Source organism: Cellulophaga algicola DSM 14237 (assembly GCF_000186265.1).
In the GTDB taxonomy this organism is placed as follows: domain Bacteria; phylum Bacteroidota; class Bacteroidia; order Flavobacteriales; family Flavobacteriaceae; genus Cellulophaga; species Cellulophaga algicola.
This window is the reverse complement of sequence record NC_014934.1, coordinates 465614-481731: the sequence shown is the minus strand read 5'-3', so window position 1 is coordinate 481731 and position 16118 is coordinate 465614. Positions and strand designations below refer to the sequence as shown.

Annotated in this window: 14 protein-coding genes, 1 tRNA gene and 1 pseudogene; 2 read left to right on the top strand and 14 right to left on the bottom strand. The window is 32.7% G+C overall.

The window, feature by feature from the left end; all coding sequences use genetic code 11:
- Positions 1 to 73: 73 nt before the first annotated feature.
- From CELAL_RS02075 to ypfJ, 10 genes are all read right to left on the bottom strand, one after another.
- On the bottom strand, positions 74 to 721 hold the full coding sequence (locus CELAL_RS02075) for a bifunctional 4-hydroxy-2-oxoglutarate aldolase/2-dehydro-3-deoxy-phosphogluconate aldolase (protein ID WP_013549257.1): 648 nt from the start codon (positions 719 to 721) through the stop codon (positions 74 to 76).
- A complete protein-coding gene (locus tag CELAL_RS02070) occupies positions 711 to 1658 on the bottom strand; it encodes a 2-dehydro-3-deoxygalactonokinase (protein ID WP_013549256.1) in 948 nt (315 codons plus the stop codon). Before CELAL_RS02070 ends, CELAL_RS02075 begins: the two co-directional genes overlap by 11 nt.
- The gene (locus tag CELAL_RS02065; RefSeq protein WP_013549255.1) at positions 1659 to 3107 is read right to left on the bottom strand and encodes an aldehyde dehydrogenase family protein; all 1449 of its coding nucleotides are present in this window, start codon (positions 3105 to 3107) and stop codon (positions 1659 to 1661) included.
- The gene (locus CELAL_RS02060) at positions 3079 to 4248 is read right to left on the bottom strand and encodes a mandelate racemase/muconate lactonizing enzyme family protein (protein WP_013549254.1); all 1170 of its coding nucleotides are present in this window, start codon (positions 4246 to 4248) and stop codon (positions 3079 to 3081) included. The genes CELAL_RS02065 and CELAL_RS02060 overlap by 29 nt, the downstream gene beginning before the upstream one ends.
- Positions 4249 to 4322: 74 nt before the next feature.
- A complete protein-coding gene (locus CELAL_RS02055) occupies positions 4323 to 5330 on the bottom strand; it encodes an L-rhamnose/proton symporter RhaT (RefSeq protein WP_013549253.1) in 1008 nt (335 codons plus the stop codon).
- A gap of 159 nt (positions 5331 to 5489) precedes the next feature.
- Positions 5490 to 6794, bottom strand: coding sequence for a GntP family permease (locus CELAL_RS02050; RefSeq protein WP_013549252.1), 1305 nt, complete (start codon positions 6792 to 6794; stop codon positions 5490 to 5492).
- 139 nt (positions 6795 to 6933) lie between these two features.
- Positions 6934 to 7818, bottom strand: coding sequence for an AraC family transcriptional regulator (locus tag CELAL_RS02045; RefSeq protein ID WP_013549251.1), 885 nt, complete (start codon positions 7816 to 7818; stop codon positions 6934 to 6936).
- A 702-nt stretch (positions 7819 to 8520) separates the two neighbouring features.
- Positions 8521 to 8661, bottom strand: a complete 141-nt coding sequence (locus CELAL_RS22270; protein WP_013549250.1) for a hypothetical protein — start codon at positions 8659 to 8661, stop codon at positions 8521 to 8523.
- 379 nt (positions 8662 to 9040) lie between these two features.
- Positions 9041 to 10156, bottom strand: a complete 1116-nt coding sequence (locus CELAL_RS02040; protein ID WP_013549249.1) for a DUF2914 domain-containing protein — start codon at positions 10154 to 10156, stop codon at positions 9041 to 9043.
- Positions 10157 to 10443: 287 nt separating this feature from the next.
- Positions 10444 to 11349, bottom strand: a complete 906-nt coding sequence (gene ypfJ, locus CELAL_RS02035) for a KPN_02809 family neutral zinc metallopeptidase (protein WP_013549248.1) — start codon at positions 11347 to 11349, stop codon at positions 10444 to 10446.
- A gap of 337 nt (positions 11350 to 11686) precedes the next feature.
- Between ypfJ and CELAL_RS22550 the strand changes: the two are divergent.
- Positions 11687 to 11938 (top strand): annotated as a pseudogene (locus tag CELAL_RS22550) (transposase); the annotation flags it as partial.
- Here the strand turns inward: CELAL_RS22550 and CELAL_RS02030 are convergent.
- The 4 genes from CELAL_RS02030 to CELAL_RS02015 form a co-directional block, all read right to left on the bottom strand.
- Positions 11934 to 13187 (bottom strand): type II toxin-antitoxin system HipA family toxin, encoded by a 1254-nt coding sequence (locus CELAL_RS02030; protein ID WP_013549247.1) that lies wholly within the window; start codon positions 13185 to 13187, stop codon positions 11934 to 11936. The pseudogene CELAL_RS22550 and the gene CELAL_RS02030 overlap by 5 nt on opposite strands.
- A gap of 3 nt (positions 13188 to 13190) precedes the next feature.
- The gene (locus CELAL_RS02025) at positions 13191 to 13505 is read right to left on the bottom strand and encodes a helix-turn-helix transcriptional regulator (RefSeq protein WP_013549246.1); all 315 of its coding nucleotides are present in this window, start codon (positions 13503 to 13505) and stop codon (positions 13191 to 13193) included.
- Positions 13506 to 13801: 296 nt separating this feature from the next.
- Positions 13802 to 13878, bottom strand: a tRNA-Arg gene (locus CELAL_RS02020).
- A 476-nt stretch (positions 13879 to 14354) separates the two neighbouring features.
- Positions 14355 to 14507 (bottom strand): hypothetical protein, encoded by a 153-nt coding sequence (locus CELAL_RS02015; protein WP_013549245.1) that lies wholly within the window; start codon positions 14505 to 14507, stop codon positions 14355 to 14357.
- Positions 14508 to 15157: 650 nt separating this feature from the next.
- Here CELAL_RS02015 and CELAL_RS02010 point away from each other — a divergent pair.
- Complete coding sequence (locus CELAL_RS02010) at positions 15158 to 16093, top strand: calcium/sodium antiporter (protein ID WP_013549244.1); 936 nt, start codon at positions 15158 to 15160, stop codon at positions 16091 to 16093.
- Positions 16094 to 16118 lie beyond the last annotated feature (25 nt).

The following is a 16118-nucleotide window of genomic DNA, read 5'->3' as shown; positions in this document are numbered from 1 at the left end:
AAATTATTAGGTGTTATATTATTTTAGCGATGCTATGTTAAGTGGCTTTTATTCTAGAATAAATACAAGAAGATTATTTTATATACTCTTGTATTTCTGACTTTATATTTTTGAAATATTCTGTTAAACCATCAAAATTTCTCTCTTTAATAAGTTGCTTGTTTAATAGTGAACTACCCATGCCAACACCAGTAGCTCCGGCAGCAAAAAAAGATTTTATATTATCTTTATTAACGCCTCCTGTTGGTAGCAGTTTTATTTTATTTAGAGGTGCTAATACATCTTTTACGTAAGTAGGCCCCAGTAGCGTGGCTGGAAAAATTTTAACAACAGAAGCACCCAAATCCCATGCTTTATAGATTTCCGTAGGAGAATAACCTCCTGGGAAAATCGGAATATTATCAGAAACGGCTTTTTTGATTACTACTTCGTCAATGATAGGTGTTACAATAAATTGGGAACCAGCTTCTATAGCTTTTTCGTAATCATTTATATTGCAGACGGTACCAGCACCTACATTTAAATTAGGAAATTCGCTTCTAAGCATTGTAATGATTTTGTCAGCATCTTTTGTGTTCATTGTAATTTCGATGGTAAACAATTCTGCGGCAATATAAGATTTGGCAATTTCGCGAACAATATCAATACTTTCGCCTCGTATAATCCCTACAATTGGAGCTTTGTTATAAGCATCCCAAGAAAATGATGTTTTACTGGTCATAATTTTTTAATATTTTTTGTTGGCCAATTAAGAGTGCTTTTTCTAGATAGTGACCATCTAAAAGGATTAGTTTTTCTTTTATAATTATTTGTTCTAATGCTATTTTGTAGAGACTGAATACAGGATCTGGAGCTACTAAAAAAATGGTATCAACAGTATTCGCTAAGTATTTTATTTCATCACCAATTAGGAGTCCGCTTAAAAAATAGTAATTATCTTCTTTAGGTTTATGGTCCAATATGTGCCTAGCTCTAACCGAAAATAAACGCTCACTTAAAAGTCCTTTTAGGCCCAGCTTTACCCCTTCAATAAAAACATTTTCATTAATAATCGTATTTTCTTTAAGAATAGAATTTGAAAGAATACTTTTTTGAGAAAGTACTTCAAACAGCTCTCCTGTCATGAAATTTTTTAAGTCTAGGTATTGCGAATTCCTGTATGTGAGATGTTTGCTATGCGTTCCTGGTAATATTAAGACTCCTTTTTGATAAGGAGTTAATTGATCATTTAAGCCTACCGCTTGTATTTCTTCTCCTCGCATCATTTCAGAGTTGGTTTTTGCTCCAGATATTAGCAGAAGTTCTAGATTATTAGGAAGTTTTAAATGTTTCCATTTTAAATTATCTCCATTTCCGTTTAAAGGAAAATCGGCATAATCCATTTCATACAGACCAATATTAGCAGATGCCATACCAGCTGCTACTACAATGTGTTTTCTATGTATTTTAGGTAAATTTGAAATTTCGGAAGCTAAATACTCCGCAAAATAAGTGGTTTGATCTTTTACCGTCTGAGTTAAATATTTTTCATATAATGACTTTATACCTTGGTCTGTTTTATGTTCCGCTAGTATTTTTAAGCTAGAATTTTCTACAACTCTCAATCTAAAATTGGAGGTTCCCCAGTCACAACTAATAAAATATTCACGTTTTTTCATTTATATCAAAGCTTTTGTTACCCTCTTTTTAGCTAAATAATCATCTAAAGCATAAGTAGAGCAGTCTACACCTATTCCGCTATTTTTTACTCCGCCATGAGGTAGGTAGATATCATATTTTACACCATTCAATTGTACCTCGCCAAATTCTAATTTATCAGCAAAATAATTTAAAGTGTCAGTATTTTTAGAAAAGACATAAGAAGCTAATCCAGCATCTGTATTATTGGCTAATTCTAAAACTTCTTCTTTAGAGCTAAAAGTAACAATATTAGCTATGGGTCCAAAAATTTCTTCTTGTAAAATTGCAGCATTATTATCATCCATTCGGATTATGGTAGGTTCAAAATAAAATCCTTTTCTATTGATAGGTTTTCCTCCATAAATTAATTTCCCGCCTTGTGCTATAGCATCTTTTACAATCTTACTTACTTTTAAAACGGATTGTTTATTGGTCATGGGCCCCATGTCTGGCTTATTCTCTTTTCCGAAGCCAATAACTGTATTTTTAAACTTGGCTACCATGCCATCAGTAAAAGCATCAATTACAGATTCATGGATAAAAAATCTATTGGGAGCAACACAAATTTGACCTGTGTTGCCTGTTTTAAGTGCAGCTCCAATTGTGATTGCTAATTCTAAATCAGCATCATCAAAAACTATAAATGGGGCATTTCCACCACATTCCATACTGTATCTTTTAATAGATGTTTTACTGCTTTGTGCTATTAATTTTTGTGCAGTTTCTGTAGAACCTATCATTGTAATCAGGCGTGGAATTTTGCTTTCGCAAAGTGGAATTCCAACATTTTCTACGTCGCCACTTATAATAGTAATAACCCCTTTAGGGAAATTTAGTTCTTTGCATAGCGCTCCGATAATATAAGCAGAGAGCGGCGAGAATTCTGATGGTTTTAGTATAATACTACACCCAGCCGCAAGTGCTGGTCCCAGTTTAAAACCTAGGTTTAATAACGGAAAGTTATAGGCTAAAAATGCCACGACAACACCCAAAGGTTGCGATTTTACATAATGTGAATGTGTGCCTTCTTTATCGTCAATATTAATATCATGACGTTTTACAATTTCTTCGGCATAATATTTAAGAGAATTGGTAATACTCGTAAGGTCTTCGGCGCTACCTTCCCAAGTTTTTCCCATTTCATACATGATACTTTCTCGTAATAAATCACTATTTTCAATTAATTTATTTCTTAGCTTATCAATCCAATCTAAACGTTCGGTAATAGGTAATGTTGACCAATATTCGAATCCTTTTTGAGCACTAGATAAAGCAAGTTGAGTATCTTCTTTACTCGCCCAAGCAAGGTTTGCAACGACTTGCTCGTCTGCAGGGCAAATGACATCAAAAGAAGCTCCATTAGAAGCATCTCTTAATTCCCCATTTATATATAACTTTTTATGACCGAATTTTAAATTTGTTTTCATTTTGGTGTATTTCTTTATCAAGATATTCTTCTAATTTATTCAAGTCTACATCAACACCTAATCCGGGAGACGTAGGGACACAAAACTGTCCGTTTACCACATTTATTTCGCCCTTAGTTACAATATCCCTTAAGGCGTTTTCTGTTCTGTCTAATTCCATAGTTGGAAGATCATTATACATCCTACCAGGATTTTTATCTAAATTACCTATAAAATGTGCTGCTGCACTAATAGCGATCCAGGTCCCCCAAGTATGTGGTACTACATCTTTGTTAAAGACCTGTGCTAAAGTGGCAATTTTCTTTGCTTCTGTTAATCCGCCTGCGGCGCAAATATCGGGTTGCGCAATATCAACGCATTCATTTTCTAATAAACGTTTAAAACCAAATTTAAGGTATTCACATTCTCCACCAGCGATAGGAATTGTAGTGTTTGCTCTTAATTTTTTATAGCCAGAGTAATCTTCTGGAGAAACAGGTTCCTCAAACCAAGAGATATCATATTTCTCTACTTTTCTAGCTAATTCTATAGCCTCTTTGTAGGAATACGCATGGTTAGAGTCTATCATTAAGCGCACATTAGGACCAATAGCTTTACGTATTGCACCAACGTATTTAATGTCTTCATTTACACTTAAGCCTACTTTCATTTTTATAGCTTTAAATCCTTGAGATTTGTAAAGCAAGGCCTCTGCTATAAGCGATTGCTCTAAGTTTTCTACTCGTGTAAAATATAATCCTGTTGCATAGGGTTCAATAATCGGATTTTTTAACCCGCCTAAAAGAACAGAAACAGGTAAGTTTAGAAGTTTTCCTTTAATGTCCCAAAGAGCAACATCAATGGCACTTATAGAGGCTTGTAAGGTTCCGCTTCGGGCATAATCCATGGATCTACGATACATTTCTTGCCAAAGGACCTCGTTTTCAATGGCAATTTTACCAATTAAAAAAGGTTCAAAAAATTCAATTCCAGCTTTTATAACATTGGCAGGACCATACCCTTCTCCCCAGCCATAGGTACCGTCTTCTAAAGTAATTTTTACAAGGCATATTTTTCGGGTATCATATTGCCATTGTGAGAAATAAAAAGGTGTATCTAGCTTATGGCTAATTACGAAAGGTTCTATTGATTTGATCTTCATGCCTAGTCGATATTTTATAAAGTTTCCTGTGTTTGATTACAAGAAATTAATGGTTTGTTTTTAATTTATAAGTCTTAATAATTTGCATATCCTAATAAGCAAATTGCTCCTATTAAAACGGCTAAGCCTGTTAAGAGAATTTTGAAAGGCTTGTGTGCATCTTTCCATTCTCCTGCACGATATGCCCAAATATTACTAATGATTAATGCTAAACCTAAGAGTATAGGCCAGCCAATTACGGGGCCTAAATCTCCCATCAGTGCAGCTCCTTGGCCGTAAACTCCTAAGGCTGAAAACCAGAAAACCCCCGTTAATACGGACCAGAAATAGGCTTTCTTACTATTTTTTACTTTAAAGGAACTCCATGAGTTATTTTTTATCAATAGGAATAATGCATAGCCGCCATTCATGACAAATCCTCCTACAAGAACCACTACCCATGAGGCTAGACTAGCATTTTGTGTAGAGGTATTATAAGCTTCTACCGCTAATTTCGCAACAGGACCCGCTTTAATAAAACCTACGTTTAAAAAGGCGGATAAAATACCAGATGCTACTGCGATAAGTACTCCAATTTTAATTGATTTATTTGCTGTTGAATTCTGCTCCTTTAATTGATCTCTTTTTACTCCTGCAATTGCAGTTATCGTTACTCCAACTAAAAGAAGTACAACGCCGCATACTATTATAGGAAATGAGGGTTGTGCGAATGCACCTTCTATTTGGAATAAAGGAATTATACAGCCTACAGATGCAGCGAGCCCCATTACAATACCATAAGTGATGGAGATTCCTGTTTTTTCAACACTAATACCAAATAAAATGCCACCTATGCCCCATAGTAAACCGTAAAAGGCAGAAATGAATAATGTAAAGTTTTCAGTTTGCTGGATAATCTCAAAAAGATCTGGAATAACAAAAAGAGCCCAGGCTACTGGCACTATAATCATAGCTACTAAAGATTGAATTACCCACCAAGCCTCCCATTTTAACGGGGCTATATTCTTCATACCTAATCCGAAAGTTCCTTGAAAGAAACTAGCGAACACAACTAGGGTTATAGCTAAGGTATACTCATTCATATTGATTGTATTTTTAGATGAATAGTTTGTAAATTAGTACATGGAAAACTATTCTCTATCATGCCATTACAAAGAAAAAAGAATAAGCAATGCTTGTATTCAATGATTTTACCCCAAGTAGGCATTATTTTAACCGTTAATGGGGATACTTATACTGTTTTAGAGTAATTCTTTAAAATAGTATGCCAATAGTACTGTAAATCCGCCAAATAGAGATACGACAAAAGAGAGTAGGCTAAAGGATTTTAGAAGTTTACTAACCGACACATCATGTACTTCCTTAAAGAGCCAAAAGAAGCTGCTATTTACGTGAATTATGCCTAATGATCCTGTGCAGATAGCTGCAGTAGTAAACTGTGGGTCGAGTGTGCCATTAGCTATTAATGGGGCTACAATTGATGCCGTAGTGATCAATGAAACAGTAATAGAACCGGTAATTGTAGTAAATAACATGCTCAAGAGAAAAGGAATTATTACTGTCATAACTCCAGTAGCATTAACATTAGCAAACATAGAATTTACTATTTCAGTATCTTTTATTACTTGTCCGAAAGCGCCTCCTGTACCTGTTATTAAGATTACAATGGCAGTTTTTGTAGCAGCATTTTGAAAATATTGATTTACAGTACTACTAAATTTTTTTGAAGGTAAAAGGGGAAGTGCGCATAGAATACCTATTAATAATGCCCACATAGGGTTTTTAATAAAAGCAATATATTGATTTTCGGTATTAAAAAAAGAGCCAATAGACATCAAAGCCAAAGGAAGTAAAAGTGCTATAAAAGGGAGTAATCTCTTAAAGCCCTTAATTTGATGTTCCTTAGTGTTAATTTCAATAGACTCTTGAATTTTTGTTTGTTTTAAAAAATTCTTGTTTAGTTTTAACCAGATTAAACCTCCCGCAATAGCGCAAATAGCAATTAGCATATTTAAGGGTATAATTTCACCAACATTTACTTCTAATATAGCCGCGACAGCTAAAGGGCCTGGAGTGGGGGGGACTAGCGCATGGGCAACAGTTAAACTCATGGCTAATGAAAGACCCAACACTAATATGGAATGACCAGATTTTTTGGATAATACATGAAGCGTAGGCAATAAGGTTAGGTAAGCGACATCCATAAAAACAGGAATTCCAATTAAAAAACCTATTACTGCCATGCTTAACGGTAGGAATTTTGTTCCAAATAATTTAATAAGGGTATTAGCGATAATTTCTGCACCCCCAGATTTGGAGAGTATTTCACCTAAAAAAGCTCCAAAGAAAATGATTAGGCCTATCCATTTTAACGTATTCCCAAAACCATTTAAAAGACTTTCTGTGACTGTGGTTACGGTACCGCCAGTAGCTAAGCCCAGCAATAAACCAAAAACTAATAAGGCAGGAATAGGGTGAATTTTAAGAATTGTAACGGCTACAATTAATAAGACAATACATAGTACTAGAATAACTGTTGCAGACATAAATGAGGATTAGGCAGGTTTTTATAGAATCAAAAATAAAGGAAGCTTGTTATTTTGGGTTCTTTAACTTTATCTAAAAATAGCACTATTATACCCTAAGATTAATGGCTGTTAAATTATTTTAATTTTTAATACCATATTAATTACTCATTAAACTTTTATTGTATTTTTCCATGTATTCGGAAGGGGTAACTTTCATCAGATTTTTAAATTGCCTGTTGAAATTGGTTAAGGTATTAAAGCCAGATTGATAGCAAACTGTTGCTATTTGCATTTCGCCTTCAATCAAAAGTTTACAAGCGTGTCTTAACCGAATTTCATTTAAATATTGCGTAAAAGATTTTAATGTACGTTTTTTAAAATAACGACAAAATGCATTAGGAGTCATATAGGCGATAGCCGCTACTTCTTCTAATTCTATTTTCTTATCAAAATTTTCAGTTAAAAAAGTAATGACTCTACCCATTCGATCTTTTTCATTTTTACTGTAGGTATTTGTAATAACTTCAGAACATAAGGTTTTATAATTTTCTCCTACAGATAGAATATCTAAGATTTGCAATAGGCCTATTACTCTAGAGAGCCCTTGGTTTCCTATTAAACCTAAAATATAGTTATGGACTAAATAACTAGCTGCGTTAGAAAATTTTAAGCCCATATTTGCACGTTGAAATAAGAGTTGTATTTTTTTTGATTCAGCTAAATCTAAAAAACCATCCCCTAAAAAATCAGGGACAAATTTAATCACAACCAAATCTACCGCTTCATCCTCTAGCTTGTCTGCGTAATATTCTTTATGATTTTTGAAGAGGTGTGGTACATTGCTACCGATTAAATATAGCTCACCTGGAGCAAAATTACCTATGGAGTTGCCTACATATCTAGTACCTGTACTTTTAATAAAATATATTAGCTCTAACTCCTTATGAAAATGCCAATTTTGCTCAATACATGGCAGTCTATCTTGTCTAGCAAGAAACGAGTTCTCAGGTCTATTCTCAGTTTGCTTGTAGGTTAGTTTCATTAGTTTTAATTTTTATTTTAGCTAAGATTTAATGCTAAGTTCAGAGATTTATAGGGGTAAAAATATTGATAAAGGAAGAAAATTAACCAAAAAAAATGAATAATTTAATATTTAAGATAGAATAGTGTCATAATATTTTATTTATCATGCGTTTTATTGTGCCTGTTTTGGTACCTCGGGAATTGATTTTGTTCGTTAACGTTGGCTATATTTAGGGGTGTTTTTATATATTATGTATAATTTTCCAAAGCTATTTAATATATCCACAAAAGGAATCGATATGGGTTCAGCTAAATCCTTTTTATAGTTTAGTTGGATTAAATCTAAAAAACGGACAGAGTTAACCGCTAATCGTAAAATGTTATCTGCTAAAGCTTATACTTGAAGTATAAAGTGAGTTTACTTAGATCGTATTCGGTTGTAACTAATGAAGCTTTCTAAATAAGTAAATGACTATAGTATTTAAAATAAAATTTATTGAGAAGTTCAATAGGTTTGTTTTGTTGCGTTTCATTACATTAAACAAATAGTCAAACTTTAAAACAACGCTAGTAAAAGAACTAGAGTTATTAACTGTTTATACTCTTTTTTTTATAATTGTAAGATAGGGTAGGAGTTAATATGTACTCCTTTTAAGCTAATTTAGCTGTGAGATATTTTTAGATAATTCCAAGTCTATAGGGGACTTTTTTCTAAGGTATACTAAGCCATTTCAGAACCCAATCCATCATCTTCTTTTGAAAATTGTGCACGAATAAGACTTTCGTGTAAGAATATTTCATCTGTAGTAAGAATAATTTTTTCGGTAGAAGTAGCTATTGTTACGTAGTGTTTATTTTTCATGGTTGAAGTTTTTGGTGTTCGGTAAAGATGAATTATACTCGTGCTAGAATTGTTATATAATTTTCTGATTATGTTTCAAGATTTCAGGAAATATATTTTATTTTTAAAGCAGTTTTGTAGGCTAATTCCCTCTAGTGTATTCAGTTATCTATCTAATGAATTATAGTATCTGCAATTCTGGTAGATACATGCTTTGAGGGTAGTTCATTGGTTATTTATTCAATACGTTATGAGTACTTTGTAATTGTAGCAATTGAACACTATGGGATTGGTAGGACTGGGCTTTATTTTAATTAGATGAGTTAAGAGACTTAAATGTTAAAAAATGCTCCTTCGCTATTCATTTTTCTAATGTCAGGTTTTGAAACCCCATTAGTAATTAAAAATTTTTTACGACTAAGCCCCTTGGGTGCAGGGTAGGGTTAATAATGATTTCAAAGTCAACCACGCCTAAAATAAGCTCTTCTTTTGTAATGACTTCAACCTTCCATAATCCTTGTTTTAAATTATTTTTAAATGTATAGCCGCGATAACCAGCATCTCTGCCTCCTGTAATATCATAGCCTATATCTTCAATCACTTGCCATTCGTTAATCGTATCATCATACCAATTCCAACGGTGTGATATTAACTTTTCAATATCTGTTGGAGCAAATATTGAGGTAAAAATATATACATTTTCACCTGGATTATGAATGAATTTTAGCCTATGTTCCCTCCAGAATACGTACGATTCATCAGTTTCGTAGGTAACTACATAATTATGGTTTTTCACTTCAACATTGTGTGCTACAATACCATTTGCTAACGCAAGAGGTACGGGAGGAATGAGTCTAAAGTAATAAAATATATTAATGGAAGCGTACATGATGAATACAATACCCAGAATTCTTCCAATATGTATTTCTTTACGAGTACTCGGGCTAACGCGATAAATGACGAATATGAATAGTATGGTAAATAGTAAGCTGAGTAAACCCGATATTATAAAAATGTTTGTATTCATTACTTTTATGAATACGGGTATCATAAAAGTGAAAAAGGTAAAGTTTACAAAGAAGTAGAGACTAAATTGTAGGTACTTATTGGAAATCTGTTTTTTTAAAAATTCATTAGCAACCAATAATGAAACCAGAATAATAAAAAATGAAATTGTCTTAGACAGAGAAACACTGCGAGAAAAATAAATGACATATGCACTGGAAAGCGCACCGAAAAAGAATTGTATAGCTAATGGGAGATATTCCTGATAACGCTCAAGTACGGTGTTTTTCCATTTACCATCGTCCGCTAAATTATAGAGATACAGGGCTACGGTCAAGGATGACATATGTAAGCATAAAACTATTAAATCATACAATCTGTCAATACGTCCAAGAGTTAAAGAATCAAATATAAATCCGCCAATAAAGAATACAAGAGGAGCATATTTTTGATATTTCCTTAGATATCTCCTAAAAGCGCTATTTCTAAATTTAACTAATGTTCTTTTCATATAAAGTATAGCGGTGTTTAAAATAAAAAGGAAAAAAAGAAAAGGGGTATACTAAACTATGATGATTCGTTTATTTTATTTCTATACTTGTATCTACTACTGTGGTTCAATAAAAATGGGTGTAATAAAAACTTAAACTAGTATTTTATCTCAGCTAAAATCTAAGTAAAAGAAATTAATGACTTGTAATACCATCTGACTCAATATTATTTATAAGAGCTGTCATCCCTATGCAAGCTTAAATTTTTAGAGTATTCTAAAGTAATATAGTACTTACTTTGAGTGGCCTAAAGAGAGGTTGCACTAAAAGTATCTCCCTGAGAAATATCTCCGGTTTCAAACCCTTTCTTAAACCATCTCATCCGTTGTTCAGATGTTCCATGCGTAAAAGAATCTGGGACTACCTTTCCTGTAGACTGGCGCTGTAAACGGTCATCTCCAATAGCATTGGCGGCATTGAGAGCCTCTTCAAGATCACCATTTTCCATCATTTGAGTCATACTTTGTGAGTGGTTTGCCCAAACACCAGCTAAAAAGTCTGCCTGTAACTCTAATCGAACGGAATATTTATTGAATTCTGTTTTGCTTACTTGTCCTCTGAGTTTATCTAATTTATCGGTTGTTCCCATAAGGTTTTGAATATGGTGGCCAACTTCATGGGCAATTACGTATGCCTGTGCAAAATCTCCAGGGGCATTCATTTTGTTTTCCATATCTTGAAAGAAGCTAAGGTCAAGATATAATTTCTCGTCACCAGGACAATAAAAAGGCCCAGTGGCACTAGAAGCAGAGCCGCAGGCAGATGTAACCTGGCCTGTGAAAATAACTAATGTTGGCTCTCTATAATTATCCAAAATATCATTCCATACATCTTCAGTACTGGCAAGTATAGTAGCACTGAATGCAGCTTGTTCATTTTCTTTCTCAGTGCCTTGATAGGGTGTGCTTGACACTGCTTGATTGTTACTATTGCCACCAAGAAATAAATTACCAATAAAATTTAATGGATTATTTCCAGTAATAAATGAAAATAAAAGTAGCACTCCGACGATAACTAGACCGACTTTTGAAAATAGAAGTTTAAATAATGGTCCAAGTAACATGGGATTAAAACCACCGGTACCTCTTTTTGAACTAGACCTACCTCTTTGGTCGTCTACATTTGAACTTTGACGTCTGCCTTGCCATTTCATACTTGTAATTTATTTGATAAAAATAATTGATATAATCCAGTTTATGAAGTTTTACAGAAATATAACTTCTAAGTGGAAAATTACGTTCTAGTTTTATGACGAATTAGCTTTATAGAATTTTTTTTTGATTGGATTGATATTTTAATTTGAGCCAAATGTATTTGACGGTATTAAGAGAAGAACTGGAGCCTCTTGCTATAGTCTTATTTGTTATTTAAAGAGACAGTTAAAGGCTAATTATACTAATAAAAAAAACTCCTGTAAATCATAATGTAAGCTCCTCTTAAAACCAAACTGTTTAAAAGTGTAAAAATAGATTTAACCTTAAACGGTAATTATGAGAAAAAACAAATTCAGTCCACAGCAAATCACTTCTATATTAAAGGAGTTTGAACACGACAAATCTGTAGCAGATAATACCTGAAACCATGGTGTTAGTTCAGCCGCGTTTTATAAGTGACGTTCTAATTATGCAGGTGTAAATTCTAAAGAACTAAAGCGTCTTAAATTTTTAGTAGAAGAGAACCTCAAACTCAAACAAATGTATGCTACTTTAGCATTGGACCATCAGATCGCTAAAGAGATTATTTGAAAAAAGCTTCCGCCTTGCGCTCTTGTTCCAATCGAGAAATTCCAAATTTAGTGGCATATTTTTTCCATTGAGAAATAACAGCTAAAATTTCATCAATTATAATTTTCGCATCCTCTTTTTCTAGCCTAAAATAAGGAGCAACTTCCAAAGCAAGATCAAGATCCAAAGCATTATCATCCTCAGAAATATTTAATTTTAAACCCATACCTGTTTCAACGGGGTTTATATCATAGGCAGGTGATAAAATCCAGCCTTTATCGGTCAATAAAAAACCATGGTTTCTTAAGTGGTCATCTGTATTAGAAACACAAATACTAAAAACAATTCTTCTCCATAATTGTTTTAAATCATTTTCAGTGTTTGCACCATGTTTTGTAATAAAATCTACTAATTCTAAATAACTAACACCGGTTGATGCATCTGTACCATCCGTATAGCCTAATAATGTCATTGCAGATGCAAAATGAATCCTTTTACCATTAATTGTCCTATCAAAACGTTTCGTTAAAAAGGTATGTTGATTACTGCTAAATTTTTCAGCCTTAGACTCCGCCATTTCAATACCAGATTGAATGGCTAATTGGTAGGTTACCATTTCCCATGCACCAATATCGTCACCATCATTTTTACTTGGAAATTTAGCAATCCATAAATTACCTTTGTTATCTAAAACACTTGCCTTTGGTCTTGCACCTCCTAAAGAAGAACCAGGAGAAATTAACATTTGTAACCATTTTAGATAATCAGGATCATCTAAACTACTATCATCTTCTAAGCGTAAACTTATTTGCTCTAGTTCTCTAATAGATGTCCAAGGTGGACTTGCTAATTCTTTATTATCATTTAAAAAAGAATCTTTCTTATCAAGTTTAAAACGTAAAGCACCCATCTTATGATCATCAAAAACACCTAATAAGAAATCAGTTTCAAATAATTTATCAATTTTTCTTTCTTCTTTCCTAGCAAATGCAGCTTCTCTTCTTTTCATTAGCACTCTACCCCAACGGTCAGGAGAAGAATCTAAAAACAATCCAAAATTTGATTTTTCATCACTCAAATATTGTATACCCTCAAACAGACCCAAATCTGGATCTAATTGATATGCATAATCAGATTGCAACCAATCTTTATGATAAGTAAAAGAAAACACCTCTTTGCCTCTTAAAGTCTCTGAATACAATTCACCTATTAATACAGGAGAATCAAATTCTAACCAATCGGCATAAACATATATTGTCCTTTTCATTTCTTAGTTTCTTTTTGGAGCACGTTCTTTAGTGGTTAACCCTATGTCTTGTAATTTTCGACCAAGAACATCATCCTTTGCAATATTTAAAACATCTTTTTCTAATCCGAGTACGTTTAATACTTTAAGGTAAATACCAATACCAACAGAACTTTTCCCTTTCTCTATCGAATATAATGTTCTTCTGCTCGTACCTGCTCGTTCTGCAACTTGATCTGCACTTAACGTTCTTCTTAGACGTGCTAACCTTATTTGCTCTCCCATTTCTTCTAGCAAGCGCTCTAGTTTTGGTAGGAGTATTGAATTGTTTTTAGACATAACGTGTAATATATTACACAAATATACGTAATTCGGGTAATATATTTCCCGTTACAATATGGAGTAAAAATAATGAAATTTACAAAGCATTAAGCAACTGGTATATATTCATTATGATAAATGCCTAAAAGATGTAGTAAGTGTAGCTCTAAAAAAAAAGAATTATTTTTATAATCAATGAAAGTAAACTTGAAGATTTTTAAATATCTGGTATAGTCTGGATGATCTTAATAATAGAAAAGTGTGAATATAATAAAACAAAAAAGCTTCCAATTTCTTGGAAGCTTTGATTTTAGTGGTGACCTCGACTGGATTCAAACCAGTAACCTCTTGAGCCGTAATCAAGTGCGCTATTCAGTTGCGCCACGAGGCCATTTTTTCACCCTTAACGGGCTGCAAATATATTTCTTTTTAACGTTACAGCAAAATAAGAATTCGTAAAAAAGTTCGAATTTTAAAAGTGTATGCACGAAATTCTTTATTTTTTAAATCAAGGTATTGTATTTAAGAGTGTTACAGCTTTGTTGCGTAATTCATAAATGTTGAATAATACCGCAAATGAGTGGCGTTCTTTGAATAATTAGATACAATTTTTAGTTTTTAAAGCCAAAACTTAACTTTATACCGGTGTCAAGAACTAAATTAAATGCGTTATTTGGCTTTTTTTAAAATCAGGAGAATTGCTCTTTAATGGTTTAAGAGCTACAAGTTAATAGTAAAACAGGGTGTATACTTTGGGAAAGGATCTATTCTGTATTTTACGTTTTGATAAGCTTATTAACTTTAAGCAATTTTTTTTGTAAAACGTGTCAATTACAGGGTATGGTTTTTTTAATCTAAAATAGCGTATTAATCCAATGCATTAGTGGTTACATAATAGCGCCAACCAATAAGTGCTAATTGAAATTTTGAAGCTTTGGCTAAATCTAATCTCTTTTTGGTAAATGAAGGAAGAATTAGGGTATTCAGTTTTGCTAAAATTTTGAATATAGATTTCTTCATTTTCTAATCTTTACGCAAATATAGCTGTAAAATTTAATAATTAAGACTGCCATTGGTGACAGTCTTTTGTAAATATAGGCCTATATGATTTTTTATTATGCAATAGTCATGATCAGTGACAACATCATTAATAATAATAGTTTAGCGAGAATAATCATAGTTGAAAGTTTTAAAGGTTATAAATAGTTTATAATCGATTGTTTGATGAATATATATAATAGTAATACTATCAAGCAAATTGTACTATCCGATTTATTAAAAGTGCATATGATTATGCTATTGTTTTAATGTAATTTGTTTTAAAATGAAACTTACTTTGCTGTATTGCTGTTTTAATATTGTAGTGAATTAGGTGTTTTTTGTTTTAAATTAAAAGTATTGTAGTGTGTTTTTGAATGTTGTGTTGCACACCAAGGGCGTTTTGGTGTTTTTTACCACTTTTTTTATAGCTTTCATTTTTTTACAGAGAAGTATGCCTACTCAGAGAAACACTTTTTGTCGCCCAATAAAATGGTTTTTATCACTGTATAGTCTCACAGTTATTCAAGTACTCTTCTGTTTCTAAAAAGGTTTTTGAATTAAAAATTAATATGATTTAAACGGTATTATAAGATTAGTACTTCCTTTATATTTGTCAAAAAAACATAAGAATGCAAAATATCCTTTTTATCATTGCTGGTTTGGTGCTTTTAATTTTTGGGGGTAGTTGGCTTCTAAAAGCGGCAGTGGCCTTATCACTTCGGTTAAATATTCCTAAAATTGTAATAGGGATGACTGTGGTTTCTTTTGCAACTTCGGCACCCGAACTTATCGTGAGTATAAAAGCAGCCTTAGATGGTTTTCCAGATTTAGCAGTAGGTAACGTAGTAGGGTCTAATATTGCAAATTTAGGGCTAGTACTAGGGGTGACTATAGTTTTGGGCGCTATGGATGTTAAAAAGAGTTTTTATACTACAGATTGGCCTGTAATGATGATAGCCTCATTATTATTTTTTGGCTTTATTTATTTTGATCATGAGATTCAGCGTTATGAGGGGATTATTATGGTTGTTTTTCTATTTGCTTTTTTAATCTATTTACTGCGTTTTCAAAAACAAGCGGTCGAAGATGAAAAACCTGAGGATGATATTTTATTACCAAATTATAAAACGGCATTATTCTTAATTTTAGGGGGAGTCGCCTTATGGGGAGGTTCAGAATTATTAATTATGGGAGCAGTTGGCTTGGCAGAGTTTTATAAAGTAAGTGAACGTGTAATAGCAGTAACAGTAATTTCAATAGGTACTAGTATACCAGAATTAGCGGCGTCTATTATAGCTATAATAAAAAAGGAAAAAGCAATATCTTTGGGTAATTTAATAGGGTCTAATATTTTTAATTTATTAGCAGTCTTAGGGATAACGTCAATTATAACACCAATTAAAGTCAAAGATTTAGGACTTTTAGATAATGATATTTTCTGGATGTTAGGCATATCGTTTTTAATATTGCCAATGGTATTCTTTCCTAAGCGAATGCATTTAGGAAAATGGGAAGGAATTGTATTGTTGCTTACTTACCTCACTTTTGTTTATTTTACACTATAGTAGTGCCGTAAGTAGAAATAGAAGT

Excerpts from the sequence above, each read along its gene's own strand:
- CELAL_RS02075 (WP_013549257.1), bottom strand. The coding sequence starts at position 721 with ATGACCAGTAAAACATCATTTTCTTGGGATGCTTATAACAAAGCTCCA.
- CELAL_RS02070 (WP_013549256.1), bottom strand. The coding sequence starts at position 1,658 with ATGAAAAAACGTGAATATTTTATTAGTTGTGACTGGGGAACCTCCAAT.
- CELAL_RS02065 (WP_013549255.1), bottom strand. The coding sequence starts at position 3,107 with ATGAAAACAAATTTAAAATTCGGTCATAAAAAGTTATATATAAATGGG.
- CELAL_RS02060 (WP_013549254.1), bottom strand. The coding sequence starts at position 4,248 with ATGAAGATCAAATCAATAGAACCTTTCGTAATTAGCCATAAGCTAGAT.
- CELAL_RS02055 (WP_013549253.1), bottom strand. The coding sequence starts at position 5,330 with ATGAATGAGTATACCTTAGCTATAACCCTAGTTGTGTTCGCTAGTTTC.
- CELAL_RS02050 (WP_013549252.1), bottom strand. The coding sequence starts at position 6,794 with ATGTCTGCAACAGTTATTCTAGTACTATGTATTGTCTTATTAATTGTA.
- CELAL_RS02045 (WP_013549251.1), bottom strand. The coding sequence starts at position 7,818 with ATGAAACTAACCTACAAGCAAACTGAGAATAGACCTGAGAACTCGTTT.
- CELAL_RS22270 (WP_013549250.1), bottom strand. The coding sequence starts at position 8,661 with ATGAAAAATAAACACTACGTAACAATAGCTACTTCTACCGAAAAAATT.
- CELAL_RS02040 (WP_013549249.1), bottom strand. The coding sequence starts at position 10,156 with ATGAAAAGAACATTAGTTAAATTTAGAAATAGCGCTTTTAGGAGATAT.
- ypfJ (WP_013549248.1), bottom strand. The coding sequence starts at position 11,349 with ATGAAATGGCAAGGCAGACGTCAAAGTTCAAATGTAGACGACCAAAGA.
- CELAL_RS02030 (WP_013549247.1), bottom strand. The coding sequence starts at position 13,187 with ATGAAAAGGACAATATATGTTTATGCCGATTGGTTAGAATTTGATTCT.
- CELAL_RS02025 (WP_013549246.1), bottom strand. The coding sequence starts at position 13,505 with ATGTCTAAAAACAATTCAATACTCCTACCAAAACTAGAGCGCTTGCTA.
- CELAL_RS02015 (WP_013549245.1), bottom strand. The coding sequence starts at position 14,507 with ATGAAGAAATCTATATTCAAAATTTTAGCAAAACTGAATACCCTAATT.
- CELAL_RS02010 (WP_013549244.1), top strand. The coding sequence starts at position 15,158 with ATGCAAAATATCCTTTTTATCATTGCTGGTTTGGTGCTTTTAATTTTT.